Source organism: Aquimarina longa SW024 (assembly GCF_001401755.1).
Taxonomy (GTDB): domain Bacteria; phylum Bacteroidota; class Bacteroidia; order Flavobacteriales; family Flavobacteriaceae; genus Aquimarina; species Aquimarina longa.
Genome location: NZ_AVQK01000010.1, coordinates 214,039 through 231,744, shown reverse-complemented (window position 1 = coordinate 231,744; position 17,706 = coordinate 214,039). Strand labels below are relative to the sequence as shown.

Annotated in this window: 15 protein-coding genes and 1 pseudogene; 1 reads left to right on the top strand and 15 read right to left on the bottom strand. The window is 32.6% G+C overall.

The genetic code is table 11. From position 1 onward, the window contains the following. Positions 1 to 265 precede the first annotated feature (265 nt). The 15 genes and pseudogenes from N456_RS00750 to N456_RS00685 form a co-directional block, all read right to left on the bottom strand. Positions 266 to 5,437, bottom strand: coding sequence for a helicase-related protein (locus tag N456_RS00750; RefSeq protein ID WP_062052856.1), 5,172 nt, complete (start codon positions 5,435 to 5,437; stop codon positions 266 to 268). 98 nt (positions 5,438 to 5,535) lie between these two features. Further along, a complete protein-coding gene (locus N456_RS00745) occupies positions 5,536 to 6,018 on the bottom strand; it encodes a hypothetical protein (protein WP_062052854.1) in 483 nt (160 codons plus the stop codon). A 6-nt stretch (positions 6,019 to 6,024) separates the two neighbouring features. After that, a complete protein-coding gene (locus N456_RS00740) occupies positions 6,025 to 6,459 on the bottom strand; it encodes a DUF1896 family protein (RefSeq protein ID WP_205410237.1) in 435 nt (144 codons plus the stop codon). Between the two features lie 66 nt (positions 6,460 to 6,525). After that, a complete protein-coding gene (locus N456_RS00735) occupies positions 6,526 to 8,598 on the bottom strand; it encodes a type IA DNA topoisomerase (protein ID WP_062052852.1) in 2,073 nt (690 codons plus the stop codon). A gap of 2 nt (positions 8,599 to 8,600) precedes the next feature. Continuing rightward, complete coding sequence (locus N456_RS00730; protein ID WP_062052850.1) at positions 8,601 to 9,986, bottom strand: DUF3945 domain-containing protein; 1,386 nt, start codon at positions 9,984 to 9,986, stop codon at positions 8,601 to 8,603. Between the two features lie 147 nt (positions 9,987 to 10,133). Further along, positions 10,134 to 10,430, bottom strand: a complete 297-nt coding sequence (locus tag N456_RS23560; protein ID WP_082422387.1) for a helix-turn-helix domain-containing protein — start codon at positions 10,428 to 10,430, stop codon at positions 10,134 to 10,136. A 3-nt stretch (positions 10,431 to 10,433) separates the two neighbouring features. Next, positions 10,434 to 10,763: a helix-turn-helix domain-containing protein gene (locus N456_RS00725; protein WP_062052847.1), complete on the bottom strand. Its 330-nt coding sequence runs from the start codon at positions 10,761 to 10,763 to the stop codon at positions 10,434 to 10,436. A 138-nt stretch (positions 10,764 to 10,901) separates the two neighbouring features. Beyond that, a complete protein-coding gene (locus N456_RS00720) occupies positions 10,902 to 11,732 on the bottom strand; it encodes an RteC domain-containing protein (protein ID WP_062052845.1) in 831 nt (276 codons plus the stop codon). 407 nt (positions 11,733 to 12,139) lie between these two features. Beyond that, positions 12,140 to 12,739 (bottom strand): DUF6624 domain-containing protein, encoded by a 600-nt coding sequence (locus tag N456_RS00715; protein ID WP_062052843.1) that lies wholly within the window; start codon positions 12,737 to 12,739, stop codon positions 12,140 to 12,142. Positions 12,740 to 12,842: 103 nt separating this feature from the next. After that, positions 12,843 to 13,142, bottom strand: a complete 300-nt coding sequence (locus N456_RS00710) for a type II toxin-antitoxin system RelE/ParE family toxin (protein WP_062052841.1) — start codon at positions 13,140 to 13,142, stop codon at positions 12,843 to 12,845. Continuing rightward, positions 13,135 to 13,386, bottom strand: coding sequence for a type II toxin-antitoxin system ParD family antitoxin (locus tag N456_RS00705; RefSeq protein ID WP_062052839.1), 252 nt, complete (start codon positions 13,384 to 13,386; stop codon positions 13,135 to 13,137). Before N456_RS00705 ends, N456_RS00710 begins: the two co-directional genes overlap by 8 nt. A gap of 89 nt (positions 13,387 to 13,475) precedes the next feature. After that, the gene (locus tag N456_RS00700; protein ID WP_062052837.1) at positions 13,476 to 14,831 is read right to left on the bottom strand and encodes an IS110 family RNA-guided transposase; all 1,356 of its coding nucleotides are present in this window, start codon (positions 14,829 to 14,831) and stop codon (positions 13,476 to 13,478) included. Positions 14,832 to 15,140: 309 nt separating this feature from the next. Further along, positions 15,141 to 15,791: a peroxiredoxin family protein gene (locus N456_RS00695; RefSeq protein WP_158447799.1), complete on the bottom strand. Its 651-nt coding sequence runs from the start codon at positions 15,789 to 15,791 to the stop codon at positions 15,141 to 15,143. A 61-nt stretch (positions 15,792 to 15,852) separates the two neighbouring features. Beyond that, entirely contained in the window at positions 15,853 to 16,242 is a 390-nt protein-coding gene (locus N456_RS00690; protein WP_062052832.1) for a DUF4369 domain-containing protein, read from the bottom strand. Positions 16,243 to 16,305: 63 nt separating this feature from the next. Next, positions 16,306 to 16,741, bottom strand: a pseudogene (locus N456_RS00685) (tyrosine-type recombinase/integrase); the annotation flags it as partial. Between the two features lie 88 nt (positions 16,742 to 16,829). Between N456_RS00685 and N456_RS00680 the strand changes: the two are divergent. Next, complete coding sequence (locus N456_RS00680) at positions 16,830 to 17,381, top strand: toll/interleukin-1 receptor domain-containing protein (RefSeq protein WP_062052828.1); 552 nt, start codon at positions 16,830 to 16,832, stop codon at positions 17,379 to 17,381. Positions 17,382 to 17,706: the final 325 nt, after the last annotated feature.

Sequence of the window (17,706 nt, the reverse complement as noted above, 5' to 3'; positions counted from 1 at the left end):
TTTTTAGCAATTTCACTCTGAAACGTATACTTCCCTTGTTTGATAAAGATAAGTATCTTAATTCTATCCTTGGATAAGGAACTTTGGGATTTTGAATACTCCCGCTGTAAAAACTCTAGCTCTTCTCTAATAATTAGTTTGATCTTTTTTAGCATAATTAAATTTACTAATTATTACAGTAAATTCAAAATTAAAATGGTATGAGATGATTACACAAATATAGATATTGTTATATAAAACTATCTTGAATTAACAATACAATATCTTAAGAAACTTTTCGGGTAAAGTTATTTGTTACCTTTTCTACATTTTTATTTACAACCAATCTACTCTCTGATGTATCATTTGGAGTAATTTCATTTTGTATTTTTCGATTTAAACTATCTAATTCTATTTTTAATTCCTTTAATTCAGGCTCTTTTCGCCATTCTGCATTTACAACCTCTTTTAATGTAGGAATTTGCACTTCATTTTCGCGTAATTTCTGTGCTTCCTTTTCAATTAATGAAGGAATTTTAAACAAAGCGTTTAGAAAATTAGCAGAAGCCAGTTTTGGGTCAAGTGCTAAATTACCATTGTTGTATGTATATTTTATATCTCCGCTTCCTAACACAAAGAATCTATTTTGAGTAAAATCAAACTCATCCTTCATGGTTGCTTCCGTTTTAATCAGTAAGGTAAATCCATATAAACTACCAATACTGCGATATTCTCCTTGGGTATTCATTTCTTTGGATAACTTGTTGAGGTGTTTTCCAATAGCTTCTACATCCGTAGCATTACAATTTTTCAACTGAATTGGGTTTAAAATAGTTCCGTTTTCATCCTTTTGCAAACTCGATAGAAACTGTTGCTGGTCGTTTTGCATTGCAGTAACTCGTTCTTTGCCAAGTACTGCCAACTTGGTAAGATTTTCTAATTTGTTTTTAGATGCCCATTTTGAACCATGAAACGCTTTTCGCTCACTTTCTAAAGCGGTGATTTTCTTTTCAATTTTTGCCTTTTCTAATAAATCGGTATTACCCGATAAAATAGCTACGTATTCCGAAAAATTCATTCCCGATTTTTCATCCATACTTCCTTCGTCAATGGTACGTTTTCCGAGGTTATTTTTCTTTAATTGGTCTATAAATAATTGCTTGTTATGTAGTAAATTGAACTTATAACTATCCAACGATTTTTCAACAGCATAAATTAGTACATCTACCTTATTGTCAGCGAAATGTTTTGAAATTTCATTACCTTTTCTAATGGCTCTACCATCTCGTTGTGCTAAATCACTCGGTCTCCAAGGGGTATCTAAATGATGAATAGCAACCGCTCGTTTTTGGGCATTAACACCTGTTCCCAACATTTCCGTAGAACCGAATAACACACGGATTTTTCCTTCATTCATTTGCTTAATAAAACTTTTACGAGCATTATCTGTTTTGGCTTCTTGTATAAATCGGATTTCACTCTCTGGAATACCATAATTCTCAACCAATTTTCGTTTAATTTCGGAATACGGATTCCACTGATTAGGCTTGTACGTTCCTAAATCTGAAAACACAAACTGTGTTCCTTTTTGCGCTTTGTATTTTTGATAATAATCGTTAATTTTCTTGGCACAATGTGAGGCTTTGTTGTTGATATGGTCGCTGTATCCTTGTGAAATCATTCGCATATCCAACGACATTTTTCGTGCATAGTTGGTGGCAATTAACATTTTGGCTTTTTCTTCAGATTTTGATAAAGGTTCTCTTCCTAAAATAGTCGCATCACCCGATTTTGCAAACTTCATTAACCGTTGAATAAAATCTTCTTGTTCAGGAGTTGGTGGAATATTGTATAATATTTCATTCTTTTCAGGACGGTCGATACCAATATCTTTAGCGGTTCGGTAATCGGTAATTTCTGAATAGAATTGTGCCAATTCAGGTACTTTGATAAAATATCGAAACCGCTCTTTTTGAACGATGTTATTGGTTACTGAAAATTCATAATCGGTTGTTTTTTTAGCGTAAATAGCCGACCAAGCATCAAAACAATGAATGTTTTGCTTTTCCAATGCTTTTGGTCGTAAGTACTTAAACAATAAATACAATTCTGTTAAGGAATTAGAAATCGTAGTACCTGATAGAAAGGTCGCCCCTAAATCTTTACCTGTTTTTTGTTGAATGGTACGCAATGCAAACAATAAATTCAATGCACGTTGACTTCCTTGTGAATTCCCCAACCCTGCCACTCTATCGTGACGTGTGTTGAACATCAAATTTTTAAATTTATGGCTTTCATCTACAAACAAATGGTCAATACCCATAATTTTAAAATCTATCATATCGTCCTTACGTTGTTCAATATCATAGGCGATTGATTTTAGTTTTACTTCTAAATTTTCTTTGCGTTTATACATTCCTCGAATCATTCCTCTCGACACTTCTTCTCCTTGTTTTTCTAACAGCCATAGATTAGTTTCTACGGTTTCTAACTCGGCTTGTAAAATTTCTTGTTGTACTTCTGCCGACTGCGGAATTTTACCAAATTGGTCGTGGGTTAAAATAACCGCATCCCAATCATTGTTTTTTATATCCGCAAAAATTCGTTGTCGTTTATTAGGTGTAAAATCTTGTTTGCCAGGATATAAAATTCGAGCATTCGGATAAGCTTTTCGGTAGGTTTCTGCAATTTCGTGAACATTGGCTTTCAAACCAATAATCATAGGTTTGTTGGCTAATCCTAATCGTTTGAGCTCATAAGAAGCACAACACATTACCAAGGTTTTTCCTGCACCTACTTCATGGTCGCAAATCGCACCTCCGTTGTTTTTAATCATCCAAACAACATCTTTTTGGCTATCGTATAAATCCTCAATTCCTAACCCTTTTCGGTCTAAATCTGGAAAGGTTTGATGAATTCCATCATAATCTGGACGTACAAAACAATTAAACGTATTGTTATATAGATTGGTCAATCGCTCTTTAAACTCGGGAGTTTGAGCCTGTAACCAATCTACAAATTCACTGCGTATTTCATCAACTTTACTATTGGCTAATTGGATGGCCTCGCTATCAGGAATTTTGACCTCCTTTTCATCGATGGTTGCTTTTTTAGTGATTTTTGGTGTGGTATTAACCAAAGCGTGTTTCATTAAGGCAATACCATCATAGTTTCTGCTTTCGCTTTTTACGTTGCATTTATCCCAAATAGTAGCATTTTTACGATTGCATTGTACTGAAAAAGTATCGCCATTGGGAGTATAACGAATATTCACATCGGTATCAAACAAGTGCGAAGCAAACCGACTGTAAATTTTTGTAGGAATCCAACGTTCGCCCAAGTTAAAATCCAATTCTTCAAATTCAATTTTTCGAGGAAAAACTGCTTTTAATTTGTCTAAAGATTCGTTTATTTCTTCTGAAAATTCATTCGTAGGATGTTCATTTTGATACGCTTCTATCGCTTTAGCTTTTTCAATAACATTACCTGCTAAAAACTGGTCGGCGATTTGATACTCGTTAACTAATGGATGATAAAAAACACGGTCTTTTAAATCGGATTTTAATGTTGTTATATCAATTCCACTGATTTTTTGCATATAGTCAAAATCAACCTTTGAAAACTTGTTTAGCGAAGCACTCAAGGCTTCGTTTGCGTTGGCAACCTCGGTAATTTCATTAGGATTAAAAGCAACAGGACGGTAAAAAATATCAGCTTTTTTAAACGTGTTTCCCTGACTACGTTCCAAGTACAAAATATCATTGCCAATGGTATCCATTTTCAATAATTTTATAGTATTGGAATTGTTTAAATTTCCGTTAGCCTTTACATAAGCATCGTAGTATGTATTGAGGTTTCCTCGTAGTTTTGGTTGTTCGGTTTGCGTTTCCGTTTCCTGCTGATACAACTCAAAATAAGCATCTCGAATAGGCAAGTAATTTTTGATACGTTGCTCTTGTAATGAGTTTAAAAACACAGGATGAAACATTGGTGTCGTTTCGTTCAACGATTTTAAGTAGCCTATTTGAGTTTCATAAAGCACCAAACACCCGTCTTTATAATGTGGTAAAATCGTATTTAAAAACGGCCGTGGTTCTTCTGAAATTTTGGGCAGTTTAGGAGTTTTGACAGGTGTTATTCCTGATTTTTGTTTCTTGTTTCGTTTTGCCTTTTTAGGTTTGTAATTCGGGTTGCGTTCTTCTTCGGTAAAATTGAATAAATCGTACAAAGTTACAAGAGGTTCTTCTTGAATGGCATTGCTTGATTTTACTTCCTTTTGAACATTTTTAGCAACTATTTTTTGCTGTTGTTGTACCTCTTGTAAATAAAGCTGTTTGTTGAAATTTGTCGTTATATCCTTTTGTAAAATAGTAGCAAAATCTTCTGAAATTTGAGTAATACCTTCAGTATGTAAATGAATAATTGCAGGTTTTCCGTAAGGGTCGGTATCAATAAAACTCTTATTCGTAACAATGTTATCAAACGATTGAAACAAACGACTGTTGGCAATGCCCTTTTCGGTAGTATAACTTTCAATAAAATTTTGTTCCTGTGGTGTTAATTGTTGCTTGTTGCTATCTTTTTGCAGTAAAATAAAGTCGCTTCCTACTTCCGTTCCTGCGTTTTCTGTAAATAGATTATTGGGTAAACGGATAGCGGTTATTAAGTGTGATTTTTCCAACAAACGCTCACGAACAACTTTATTTTTAGCACTGTTTAAAACACCTCGCGAAGTAACAAAGGCTAACAATCCGCCTTCACGGAGCGTGTCCATCGCCTTTAAAAAGAAATAATTATGAATGGTTTTAGATGCTTGTTTGCTAACTGCATCGGTACTTTTTGAAAAATCGGGGTCAAAAACCTGCATATCGCCAAACGGAATATTACTACTTACCACATCAAAATAGTTGTGATATTGCTTGTCAATGGTTTCAAATCCTTGTGCTTTTACAAGTGTATCAGGATAGGTATATTGTAACATTTTTGCGGTAAGTAAGTCCTTTTCAAAAGCTACGGAACTGTTGTTGCCTAAAGCCGACAAAAACACTCCCATTCCTGCGGAGGGATCTAAAAAACGATTAATTTGAATATTGTTATTTTGTAGCGTTTGCCCTAATTTGTGTACAAGTTCATTTGGTGTGTAAAAAGCGGTAAGCACACTGCTTCTAATACTATCAATATAGCGTTTGTAGGTCTTTTCGTTGGGTGTGTTTTCTTTTATAATGCGATGTAATTCGCTTACTAACGAAAATAAATCCAATTCCGAGTTGGACCAATGCGCAATATCACTAAACGAATTTGCTGGATGAAGTACGCATTTTAATCCGCCAAAGCCAACGTATTTTTGTAATTTTTGAAGTTCCTTATACGTGGCTTGTCGCTGTTCTTTTTCTAACTGAAAAACCGTTTGAATTGCTTCAATATTTTGTTGAAGATGTGCTTTTTTTGAAAATCCCATAGTTATGAATTGATACTTTTTTTAAAAGTACCCACTGAACTAATCGGATTTTAATTCGTTGTGTTTTTGGCGTTGTTTGGCGGTTTAGTTGCTGTATTTTACAGCCTTTTTAATGAAAGTAGTTTTCGTGTATGCAATAGTAATCGAACAGGAAACATGACCACACCCACAGCAATAGAAAGCAAAAATTTCACAATAAAATATATGCCCCAACCAACAAGGGGTAGAAATAAAAACACACTTGGGGTGATATAGGTTAAGGTTTTCCAACCTGCAACCAAGGCTCCACCTGCATAAAACCCAAAAAGAACGGACAATACAACACTAAAAGTTCTCGTTTTTAGGTTAGCAGAATCATGATGTCCAAAGAATTGAGAAAATAAATAATATCCCACACACCCAAAAACAAACATTAAAAATAACTCTTTGTAAATCGCTTTCTTTTCAGACTGCTGTCTTCTCTTGTTACAATCGCGACAAATAGGAAAAGAAAAAAGACTTGCACACGTAGTACACAAGCCTTTTTGGCAGTCTTGACAAGAAGCCACTGCATTTTCTTTTATATGGTTAAAACAATTCATTGCTTATTAATTTTCTTCTAGCCAAATTTGAATAGTTCCTGTAAGTTCGGTGTACAATGGGTCGTACATTTCATCATCCTCAAAATCTTTATGTAATTCGTACTTATCAAAAACCTCTTGACACACAGGAAGCATTTGTTCGGCAAATGAGCGAAGTTCATCATTCGCAATATCTCGATAAAACTCATCACAAACTACCTTAAAAACTAAATCCATTTTTGAAAACGGTAAATTAGCAAATAACACTTGATTAGCCTCATAAGATGCTTCTAAATGAGTATCGCCTCTCTTAATTACATCGACATAGGTATCTACTGCTAAATCACCTCGTGCGCTTATAAAATCTTGATCCTTGGCTAATTCAGGATAACTTTCTATTAAAAGTTCTTGTAAACGCAACTCAAAGTATGACATATCTCTTATTTCCATTGTTGTTTCCATAATCTTTAGGTTTTAAAAAGTCAAAACACTCACTATCAACAGTTATTGAACGAAAATTTAAACTTTTTATTTCTTTCTTTTTACAGGAAATTTAAAACAAGTAGTTCCGTCTTTATGTAATACCAAATACGCATCAAAAATTTTATTCCCTTTACTTTGTAAGCCTTTTAATAACGGACTTTTCCCTTTCTCCAATAACGTTGAAATAGCTTTTTCAGTCATTGTTTTGCCACAAATAGTTCTAAAAACAAGCCAATCGCAATCTTCCGCTGTACATTTTGCTACTTTTGGATATATTTTTACAGAAGACTTCTTGCATTTTGGACAACATAATTGTTGCTTTTTTGGAAGTGATTTCACCTCACTTTGCAACAGCTCTCTGGTAATTTGTTGTGTGTGAATTTCAATAGCTTTTTGAAAACTTGCCTCACTTATTTCACCTTTTTCTATACCTGCTAATGACCTTTCCCACATTCCTGTCATTGCTACATCGGCAATACGTTTGTCTTTTACAATTTGATACACTTGTAAGCCTTTTTCGGTAGGAAGTAATGCCTTTTTTTGGCGTTTAATATAATCACGTTTAAATAAGGTTTCGATACTATTCGCACGCGTAGCTGGCGTTCCTAAACCTACTTCTTTTATGACTAATCGCTCTTCTTTATTTTCAATAGTTTTTCCAGCGTTTTCCATTGCAAAAAGTAAGGTCGCCTCGGTAAGTAATGGCTTCGGTTGTGTTTGTTTTTCAACTAATTTAATTGCTTTTATCGTTAGCTCTTTTTTATCAGACACATCAGGTAATTGTTGAGTTGTGGTTTGCTCAAAATATCCTCGTATCGCTCTCCAACCTTCGGATACAATAACAGTTCCATTTGTTGTAAAGCGTTCGTCTTTTGCTATGCAACGTATCTGCGTAAGCTCTTTAACACAAGGCGCTGACACCGACTCTAACAATCGAGAAGCGATTAGTTGATAAAGCGTTTTTTCTTCATTTGAAATGGATGCTGGCATATAATCAGTAATCAACAAAGCGTGGTGATCGGTTACTTTTTCATCGTTTACAATGCGTTTTTGTAATTTTTGTAATCGCAAAAATTTAGCGTGTTCTTTTAAGGTTTCATTTCTTTCTAAAAATTGAATTAATTCAGGTATTTTCTGCCACATATCTTCAGAAATATAACGACTTCCTGTGCGTGGATAACTAATGAGTTTTTTCTCGTACAACGACTGTGCAATTTCCAAGGTTTTGGATGCCGAAAAGTTATATTGAACGTGTGCTTCTTTTTGTAAAGCGGTTAAATCATACAGCAAAGGCGGTTGTTCCTTTTTCTCTTTTTCAACAACTTCAAGTACTGTTACCGTTTTTACAAATGCGATGCTTTCAATCAGCTTTTCGGCAGTTTCTTTATTAAAAAAAGAGGTTTCAGATTGCGTATAAAAAGTAGTGCCTAATACCGAATGTTGAAGTTGAATGTTCCAATATGTTTCAGACGCAAAGTTTTTGTTTTCCAAATAGCGTTTACAAACCATTGCTAGCGTTGGTGTTTGTACTCTTCCTAATGAATAAATTCCGTTATTTGCTTGAACACTCAACGCTTGTGTAGCGTTGATACCAATAAGCCAATCGGCTTGACTGCGTGCTTTAGCTGATTGATACAAGGTATCGAAATTAGTTCCGTTTTGCAGATTTTTAAAACCTTTAGTAATCGCTTCGTAAGTTAACGAGCTTATCCATAAGCGTTGAAACGGTTTTTGACACTGTAAATACTGATAAATGTATCTGAAAATGAGTTCGCCCTCACGACCCGCATCGGTTGCTACAATGATACTTTCGCATCGCTCAAATAATTCTTTGATGATTTGTAATTGCTCAAAAGCACGTGCATCGATTTTGTAACCACCTCGTACTTTCAGTTGACGAGGCATTAACAAAAAATCTTTGGGAATAATCGGTAAATTGTCTCGTTGAAATCCGTTAATACCGTAGCTTTCTGGTAGTGCTAATGTTACTAAATGTCCGTAAGCCCACGTTATCGCATACCCCTTACCCAACCAATAGCCATTTTTGCGTTGGGTAAGCCCTAGATGTAGCGCTAAATCTTTCGCTACACTGGGCTTTTCTGTAAGTATTACTTTCATCTTTATAGTTTTTTACCCTTTGTTTTGGTTGGTTTATCGTCGGTTTTTTCTGCTTTACCTTTGCTTGTTTCTTGTCCGACTTTGTCCTCTTTTTTATTCGGATTTTTAAATGAAAAATCTACTTTTCCGTTTTTGCCATCCAACTTTAAATAGCCGTTATAGGCACTACCGCTTTTACTTAAAAATCCACTGATGTAAATGGTTTTTCCGTCTTTTAAAAGCTGACGTTGTTCTTCGGTAAGTTCTTTACCTCGTATCATTTTTGGAATTTCTTCTGATGGCATTTGCTCTTGTTTTTGCTGTTTGTTTTGCGTTGGTTTGTCAAACAGAAATTCTACATATCGCTTATCTGCATTGAACTGAACATTGGCACTAAAGGCTTTACCTTTGCTTGAAGTCATGCCTTCTAAATACAACGATTTTCCTTCTTGAAGCGTTTGTTTTTGGTCTTCGTTTAGTGTAATTCCTTTAATCTCATTAGGAATTTTGATGTATTCTGACTTTAAAGCAACTAATTCATTGGTTAGTCTATCTACACTTATTATTGAGGGGATCATTTCTCCTGTTTTTAGGTTTTGTAAATCGACAACGCGTCCCATATTACCTGTGTTTTTGAGGTTTTGTTTGTCTTCATCACTAAATTGATGTCCGAAAAATGGATAGTTGAGCATTGGTTCTCTACGGATACCGTGAATCGCCATTGTTATTTTTCCTTCGGCATTTTTTTGAAGTGATAAACGGGCATCTAATCGGCTAATTACCGTATCTACATTGAGACTTATATTTACTAATTCATTCGTTTTATAGCCTTTTAAAAGTGGTTCTAATAAGTTTCGCTTTTCTAATTTTTCTTTGGTAATACCAAAATTGGATAAGGTTGCCCAATCGATATCTTTTTCTTGATATTTGTAATCGCTGGTATGGGTTTTTGTTCCTTTCTTTTGAGGTTCTTGTTTTGGTGTTTCCTCTTGAGTGTTTGTGTCTTGTGGTTTTGCTTGTGTTGCCATTGTTGTTTCTTTTTTTGTGTTAAATTTTGATGTATCTACTTCGTGATGTTTCATCATCTCACTCATCGCTTTTGTAGGGTTCTTTAATTGTTCTTTAAAAATTTTTACTATTTTTTCTACTTGCTTTTTAGGAACTTTAAAAAATTTAAAGCGGGTTGGGTCTTTTGCTTGACGGAAGTAATTCAGAAAAAAATTAGACAGCATATCGCCGTGTTTATCCACCTTTAAAAACTCATTTTCATTTGCTTTTTTAGGGTCGGTGGTTTCTAAATTCCCGTTTTTATCAATGCCTTTTACGGCTCTGATTTCCTTTTTTTCTTGGTCTAATACCAATAGAATATCCGAAAACTGTTCGGGTAATTCTTGATGTGTTTCACTCATGTTTTTCTGATTTTAATCGCAGAGGGATAGCCAAGTGTTTAATTATCCGAGGCTTTTCTGAGATGGTTCATTTAAAATCGAAAGTACAATGTGTGATTTCTGAAAAAATAATTCTATTGATTTTGACCTTGTTTGACCTACAAAAACCTATTTTGGCGTTACAGGATGTTTGAATAGCGACTTGATAAAGTGGTTTACATCCGATAAACGGTAGTAGGTTTTTCCGCTGATAGAATAATACGGTAGCTTTCCTGATGAACGATAACGTTGTAAGGTGCGTTGGCTTACTTTTAAAATCGTTAGCACATCTTGATTGTCTAACAATTGTTCGCCCTCAACTACGTTTTTCTGCCGTTGTAATCGGTTTAGTTTTTCGTCTAGCAAATCGAAACGATCCTGGATTCTGTCCATCCACGCAAAAAATTCTCGTCTATCCAAATTCATAGCTTATTGTTTTAGGTATTTTTTGGCTTGGTCTGTAAGATTTTTGAGATATTCTTCTTTGGAAGGTACTGCATGTTTGTTTAGCAATTCTTCAATAGCTCCAATGGTATAAAAGTATTGTCGTCGGTTTTCAGAGTAGGTAATTTCTCCTGCTTTTCGCATTCGAGTAAGCGTTCGAGAACTGATGTGTAAATACTCACAGACTTCACGATGGTTGAGCCATACGTTTTTATATAACTCGCTGTCTTTAGGTGGTTGAAGATGTTCGTGTATAGTGTTAATTTGAGCTTGTAGTTGCGTCCATACTTCGGATTGTAGTGTGATAAGTTCCATCGTTAAAAAGATTTAAAATGATGGAGCAAAATTGAAAAGGTTGGATATGTTTTATTGCCAAGTTCTTGCCAATGGGTATGAAATTTAACAGTTTTTAGTGCAAAAAAAATCAGTCTCAACAAGACTGACAATTGCTCTTCAAGCATCGCTTACTTGAAGTTGATGTTCTAAAGAAATTTTTAGTCTGTCTAAAAAGAGGGTTCTACTGTTACTTCTGGATTTCATTCGGTGATACGTATGATGTATGTCGCCTAATTTTATTCTGAATAATTCTTCAAATGAACTGGCTATACTACGAATACTTACTCCTTTTACAGATTGTGAAGAATATAATGCGTAAATTAATTCAACCAAAGAGCTTTTTGAAGCTAACCATTGCAAATTTTCTGATTGTGCCTCAACGCTATACACCTTACCTTCTTTTCTTTCAATAAAGTGAAGAAGTTTTTCTTCCGAATAAATTAACGATAATAAACAATCATAAAATGTGGTAAATTTCGTATCAATAAAATTAAACGAATCGTAATTTTTGAAAACAATGTCTTTATTTTTTTGTTGTGTAAAAAAGACTTCATCTTTGTCAGTTCTCCCAGATTTAAAATATTGATAAAATGAATTTTTACAATATTTTTGTTGGTTTCTTTCTGATAGTTCTTTATAAAATTTTCGATAATGAATAATTATATTATCTCTACAACCTATAGGACAGGAAGTTTCTATGTGATAGATGTACTTGTAGTACAGTAGCATTCCTTGAATTTGTGGTTTTACCTCTTTAAAAAAAGTAATTTCATCATCAACCGTTTCAAAACCATATGATAAAACATATTCCTTAACTTTTTCTAATTGACTTTGAGTAAACAATGCCATTTCTTTGGCAGTTTTAATAGGAGATATATTCAAAACTTCTTGTATCTGCTCTTCTTTTTTCCAGATTTCATTTAGCGTTGTTGCAAATAATGGGTTCATAACTTTTGTTTTAAAGGGTTAGAAATATTTGATTAAAAATCGGAATGGTCGTTGATGATTTTTAGTATTTATTCCTCATAAAAAAGTGATGATTTTGAATTTACATCAAGGCTCTATTTTAAAAATGTCGTACACTTAAAACGATTAATTTCCTTTTTTATTGAATGTGAGTAGATTTTTTTGTTAAAGTTTAGAAAACTATCATTTAAGATACCTAACTTTGTGGAAGTTATTTGAAATTAAACGAAAGAAGAAGTTAGTTTCGTTACTAAATCATTACTTGTTTTTTTGAAATCTTATATATCTCCTATAAATAAAGGCTTTTTTATTTACTTTGGAAATTCCTGCGGATTTTCAGAAGTAGCCGAGAACAAGCAATTACTTATAACCATTGTTATGGACTGGTTTTATTTTGTCCAACCAACAGTTTTTTTCCATTCCTCAATTTCCTGTTTTCTTTTTTCAAAGTCTGTCGGTGGCGATTGTTTATTATTTTTAGCTTGTTTTCTTATAATTTTAGTTTGTTCTTCAATTGAATTAAACCCAATAGATTTTCGCCTTTGATTCACTTTTTTCAAGTCATCAAAAATATTAGGGCTCAATTCTCCGCTTTCATCCCAATCAAATTGAGTTCCATAAAGTTGTGGTTTATTCTCAAAAACTGCTATTCGGTCAGTCAAGTACGCTAAATTTTTTGAATTGGCTTTATTTTGATGAACAGCAATTTCTAATAATTTCACACATTTTTTCATAAAGTTAGGTTGTCCGATAGAATGTTGTATTATTAACCAAGTTGCTTCATTTGCTTCTTTGCCAACTTTGTCAAGCGTTGGATAACCTATTTTATTTATTATTTCATTTAGAGTTTTGGCATTTTTGTTGTGAATTTCAGCCATTTCTTTATTGTAGCCTTCACTAAGTTTTCCACTTTCAATTAGCTTTTCACGAAATTCCAAATCAGTATTTTTCAGTTCGATTATTTTTTCTGCAATTTCGTTGTAATTCATTCTGCTAATTGTGTTGTGTTCAACTTGCCCATAACGTTTCTTGTATGGTGCGTTTGCTTCCCGAAGGGAGCAAATGAACTATACAAATTGTTGTGGGTAGTTTTTATTCCAGTATTCGTTTCTTTAAATCCATTCTTTCGTGCAAAATCCTTGTAATTTCCACATAATTATCATCAACATTTCGATAGAAAATAATGTGTCGATTCGATTTTACTCCGAATAGATTTTTAGTAATTCCATTGTAGTTTTTTCCTAAATCTGGATTATCAGCTATTTCTTGGCAATTAGAAATCAACATTTCATAATATTTGTCAGCTTGTTTTTCTGACCAAACCTCAAAAGTATAATCCCAAATCTTTGATAAATCCTCAACTGCTTTATTGGTCAGTTTGAATTTAGCCATTCGAGTGTTTTTTTGCTTTTAGAGATTTAAGATGTTTTTCTGGGTTAAAATCGTGAGCAATTCCGCTGTCAATTCCTTCTTGAATAGCATTTTTTAGAGCTACAGCTTTACTTTCCTCTTCTTCTAAAAGTCTTAATCCAGCACGGATTACTTCACTTACATTTTTAAATCGTCCCTCACGTATTCGACTCTGAATGAATTGGTCAAAATAATTTCCGAGTGATATTGATGTATTTTTACTCATTTTAACATTATTTAGTTCAAAAATACCGAAAATTGGTAAAAAATACAAGTTTACAGATTCTGACTAACGTCAATTTTATTTATTCAAAATCAGGGAGTTTTAAATTCAAGATCTTCTGGTTTGATGTCAAATTTATCAATTTGTTTTTTAATTCTTTTGACGAGTCCAAGTTTTCTTTTTTGGTCAAGGTATAAGTATCCTTCTGGATTTTGATATGGTTTAGCCTTGACAATCATATTCCAGATAATTATAGCAAGTTTTCTAGCAGTTACTGTAATAGCTGAGACTCTTCCTTTTCTAAAATTTATTCTGTGGAAAAAATCTCTAAGCGGAGTACTATCTTTTAAATTTCCAATCGCATTTGCAGCATTTCTTAGAGCTATTTTGAGTCTACTACTTCCTTTACCTATTTTACTGGATAATACTTTTCCTCCACTTACTTTGTTATTAGGGGCTAATCTGAGCCAAGATGTAAAATGTTTAGCTGTTTTAAACTTATGAATACCTTCATATCCAATTTCACTCATTATGGTGAGTGCTGTATTGTAACTCGTTCCTTCTATTGCTAATAAATCTATTCCTTTGAAGATTTGATAAGATTTAAGATTGATATCAATATTTTTTGGAGTGTTTTTATTGATTCTTTTATGCTTTTTCTTATCTATATGATGCTCTTTTTTTTCAGGATCTTTACCAATGATGTCATCAATTTTCAAAGCTATTTGATCATCACATTTTCTAATTTTTTCTTGTAAATAGTTATATGTATCCAATTCATCATTTAATGCGTACAAATAATCATTTCTTCGGTTTGTGTGTAAAGCTTTAGCTATTTCTTCTTCACTTTTTCTACAGTTATAATGTCTTAAACTAGCTAGTTTTTTAGGATCTGTTTCTCCCAAACAAATAGCTGTAATAATTTTCAATCCTGTAAGTCCTACAATATCTTTCACTACAACATCTAATCTTATATTCATAAGCCTTAGATATTTTTGCATTTTTTTTGATGAAGCAGCAGCTTGCTGGATTAGGTTTAAACGATGTCTGGTAAAAGTTCTTAATATTTCTGTGTCTTCATCGGGTAAGAAGCTTGAAGAAAGTAATCCCAAAGCATGCAATTTTTGTATCCATTGGCAATCAATTACATCTGTCTTTTTTCCTTTTATATTTTTGGTAAACTTTCCATTACAAAGAGTAACTTCAAATCCATTGGCAATTAAAACAGCGTGTAAGTTTTGCCAATAATTACCTGTACTTTCCATAGCTACTGAGGTAATCTTATGTTCTCTAAGCCAATCTGCTAGAGCGTATAAATCTTCATTATATACTCCAAATTCTTTAATATCAGACTTTTTTTGACCGACGGCTACCCAATGACTACGACTACCAATATCAATACCAGCAGCATTTTTGTTTACGATTTCTAATGTCATTTGTTGTTCCATAACTTACGATTTTAAAAGCTCTAAGGAAATGTGCTTTAGGCAAAAAGAAATATTCTGAACGGGGTCCTAAGATTTAGGCCGCCAATGTACTAAATGGCAAACATTTCAACCAGGATTGCGCACGTGCTTACACAAAGTAGCAACACTTTAAAAAACGGCCTTACAAAGAGCTTAAATTATTTAGAGTGTAAAAATAAGACTTCGTTAGCATAGTACTAAAGGGTTTTCGGAGCTATGAGGGATTGCGCACAACGTTAAATATAACAAACGTTGTTATCCCGAAGGGCAATTATGTTTTGTTATATAATGTTAAAGGCTGGCTTTTTTTTCAAATATTTCTTTTAACTTATTTTTTAATTTATCTCCTCTTAATCTTCTTTCTATAATAATTCCATTTTGATCCATTAAGAAATTATCCGGTATTCCATTTACTTCATAAATTAAACTTATATCACCTTCAAACCCCTTTAGGTCAATTATATTTGGCCAAGTAAGACTATCTTTTTTAATAGCTTCGATCCAACTTTCTTTATTCTTGTCTAATGAAACTCCGATTATTTCAAAACCCTGAGCTTTATATTTTTTATACTCCTTAACTAGCTCAGGATTAGATTTTCGACAAGGCCCACACCAAGAAGACCAAAATTCTATTAAAGTATATTTTGCATTTATATCCGAAAGTTTAATTTCTTTTCCTTCAATATTTTTAAGTGAAAAGTCTACAAACTTTTCTCCAATTTCTGGTTTTTTGGGTAAACTTAGGTAATGAGAAATTTCTTTTCCATAATCTGACTCTTTTATATCGATATTCATCTTCGAGAATAATTCATTACTAATCTCTTTACCCCAATCTCGCATATACCTATTTAATACTTTAGTACTTTCTAAACAGTTAGGATACTCTTCTATGAATTTTTTACTTATTTCTGCCTCTTTTGGAATTAAGCGACTGTATTTCATAACCATAGAGTCTCTATAAGACTGAGTCAGACTTTGATCAATCGATAAGTTATAAAGACTATCAAAAAGCTTTTTTTAGTGGTTTTATTCTCGCATAATGTATGTCCGCTTGCCTCTGAGATTCAGAACCAGTAATCACCCTATCAATAAATTTGCCTTTTTCAGCGATAAAATTTATTTTACTATTTTCAATCCATAATTCTGAATAATCTCTAGTACCTTTTATTCTTAGGATAACATTTTCAGGTTTTTCTGTTTTTCCTATAAATTGAAATTTTTCTCCAATAACAAAAGTAGAATCAGTGGGCTTAAAAAAATCACCAAATGTAACCATTGTACTATCAGGAACGTTTTTAATAATTCCACTGATTTCATATCCATCAATCTTTGCTTCTTTTTGACAAGATGCTAAAATTAATATTGTAAAAATAAAAAGTCCAATTTCTCTCATAATTTTGTTTTGCTTGACTGTAACAATGATATATAGGATATATGTCCTATATATTCCATTTATTTATAAATCTAGTGGATTTCTGATTAACTTAAAATTATTTATAGCTACCTGAGTATAAATTTCTGTTGTTTTTGTACTACTATACCCCAAAAGAGTTTGTATATATCTTAAATCTGTTCCACTCTCTAATAGGTGAGTTGCAAAACGAATGCCTAAGTATATGTGGTGTAACCCTTCTTTTGATATTTGCTTTTAAAGCAGCTCTAGCAACAATTACTCCTACACTTTTTCCAGAATATTTCATCCCATTTGGGGGTTCAAAAAGATATTTTTTAGGTTTCCATTGCTTATAATACGCTCTTAAGTCTTTTAATGTTTTTTCAGATAGTAATGAATATCGGTCTTTATTATTCTTAGCATTCCTTACATAAACCGTCATTCGTTTACTATCAATATCAGTTAACTCTAAATTTAATATTTCATTTCTTCTTAATCCATTCTATAATCTCTTTAAATAAAAATCATCACAACAAAACTCATAACTCAATCGTTAAACATCTGTATAAAAACATGTTACAAAACGGATGAATATATTGTCAAAATATGGATTACTACAGTTTAGAAACAATGCTAGGATATACAATAAGTCTGTCATCAAAAGCTTGCAACTCTTTAAAGAAGAAACAAAGCTCCTTAAAACCTTACTATTTCTTTCTTACAAATATGATGAATTAGAAGAACTTGATAGCGCCATTAATTTCCTAAAAGGATTTAGAATACTTATTCACGTAGATTATATATTAGAAGAAATAACATCAGAAGATAAAATGGTTACTAAACGTATACAAGAGCAGATAGAGGATAAAATAAAAAAGAGTCGTAAGTTTATTTTTATTGCTACAGAAAACGCCATTAGTTCTAAACACTGTAAATGGCAAATCAGATATGCTAATACTCAAAAATCGATAGATCATATTGCAATTTTACCTATACGAGAAGATTACGCTGATTATAGTGGAAAAGAATATTTACAAAAATACCCCTATATTCAAAAGAATGAAATGAATCCAATTGTATATGAAGTAAAGTTCCCTAATGGGGATATAATAGAATTAGGTGATTGGCTAGCCCTATAACTTTATAATCATCTAACTTAAAATTAAATCCATCATCTTATTTTATTAAAACAACTAATCAATACTTATTTTTAACATCAATTTGTTTTTAGAAATACTTAAAAAACAAATAACAATTTTTGATTTAAATAAAAAAGTAACCAAAATATAACCCCAGTCAGTTTTATTTTGAAGTATTAATAACTATCTGATATATTATAGTTTAAGGTGTAAGCGATACCCTATTTTTTTAACTAACTTTAGCAATGTCCCTATAAAAAAACGTTATTTTTTATATAAAATATAAACTATTACATAACATTGTGCAACCTTTTTATTTTTAAAT

Bases quoted from the DNA above. Each gene is read 5' to 3' on its own strand.
- N456_RS00700 (WP_062052837.1), bottom strand. From the start codon at position 14,831: ATGGAACAACAAATGACATTAGAAATCGTAAACAAAAATGCTGCTGGT.
- N456_RS00715 (WP_062052843.1), bottom strand. From the start codon at position 12,739: ATGAATTACAACGAAATTGCAGAAAAAATAATCGAACTGAAAAATACT.
- N456_RS00730 (WP_062052850.1), bottom strand. From the start codon at position 9,986: ATGAGTGAAACACATCAAGAATTACCCGAACAGTTTTCGGATATTCTA.
- N456_RS00690 (WP_062052832.1), bottom strand. From the start codon at position 16,242: ATGAGAGAAATTGGACTTTTTATTTTTACAATATTAATTTTAGCATCT.
- N456_RS23560 (WP_082422387.1), bottom strand. From the start codon at position 10,430: ATGAATTTGGATAGACGAGAATTTTTTGCGTGGATGGACAGAATCCAG.
- N456_RS00695 (WP_158447799.1), bottom strand. From the start codon at position 15,791: ATGAAATACAGTCGCTTAATTCCAAAAGAGGCAGAAATAAGTAAAAAA.
- N456_RS00735 (WP_062052852.1), bottom strand. From the start codon at position 8,598: ATGAAAGTAATACTTACAGAAAAGCCCAGTGTAGCGAAAGATTTAGCG.
- N456_RS00740 (WP_205410237.1), bottom strand. From the start codon at position 6,459: ATGGAAACAACAATGGAAATAAGAGATATGTCATACTTTGAGTTGCGT.
- N456_RS00710 (WP_062052841.1), bottom strand. From the start codon at position 13,142: ATGGCTAAATTCAAACTGACCAATAAAGCAGTTGAGGATTTATCAAAG.
- N456_RS00750 (WP_062052856.1), bottom strand. From the start codon at position 5,437: ATGGGATTTTCAAAAAAAGCACATCTTCAACAAAATATTGAAGCAATT.
- N456_RS00705 (WP_062052839.1), bottom strand. From the start codon at position 13,386: ATGAGTAAAAATACATCAATATCACTCGGAAATTATTTTGACCAATTC.
- N456_RS00745 (WP_062052854.1), bottom strand. From the start codon at position 6,018: ATGAATTGTTTTAACCATATAAAAGAAAATGCAGTGGCTTCTTGTCAA.
- N456_RS00680 (WP_062052828.1), top strand. From the start codon at position 16,830: ATGAATATATTGTCAAAATATGGATTACTACAGTTTAGAAACAATGCT.
- N456_RS00725 (WP_062052847.1), bottom strand. From the start codon at position 10,763: ATGGAACTTATCACACTACAATCCGAAGTATGGACGCAACTACAAGCT.
- N456_RS00720 (WP_062052845.1), bottom strand. From the start codon at position 11,732: ATGAACCCATTATTTGCAACAACGCTAAATGAAATCTGGAAAAAAGAA.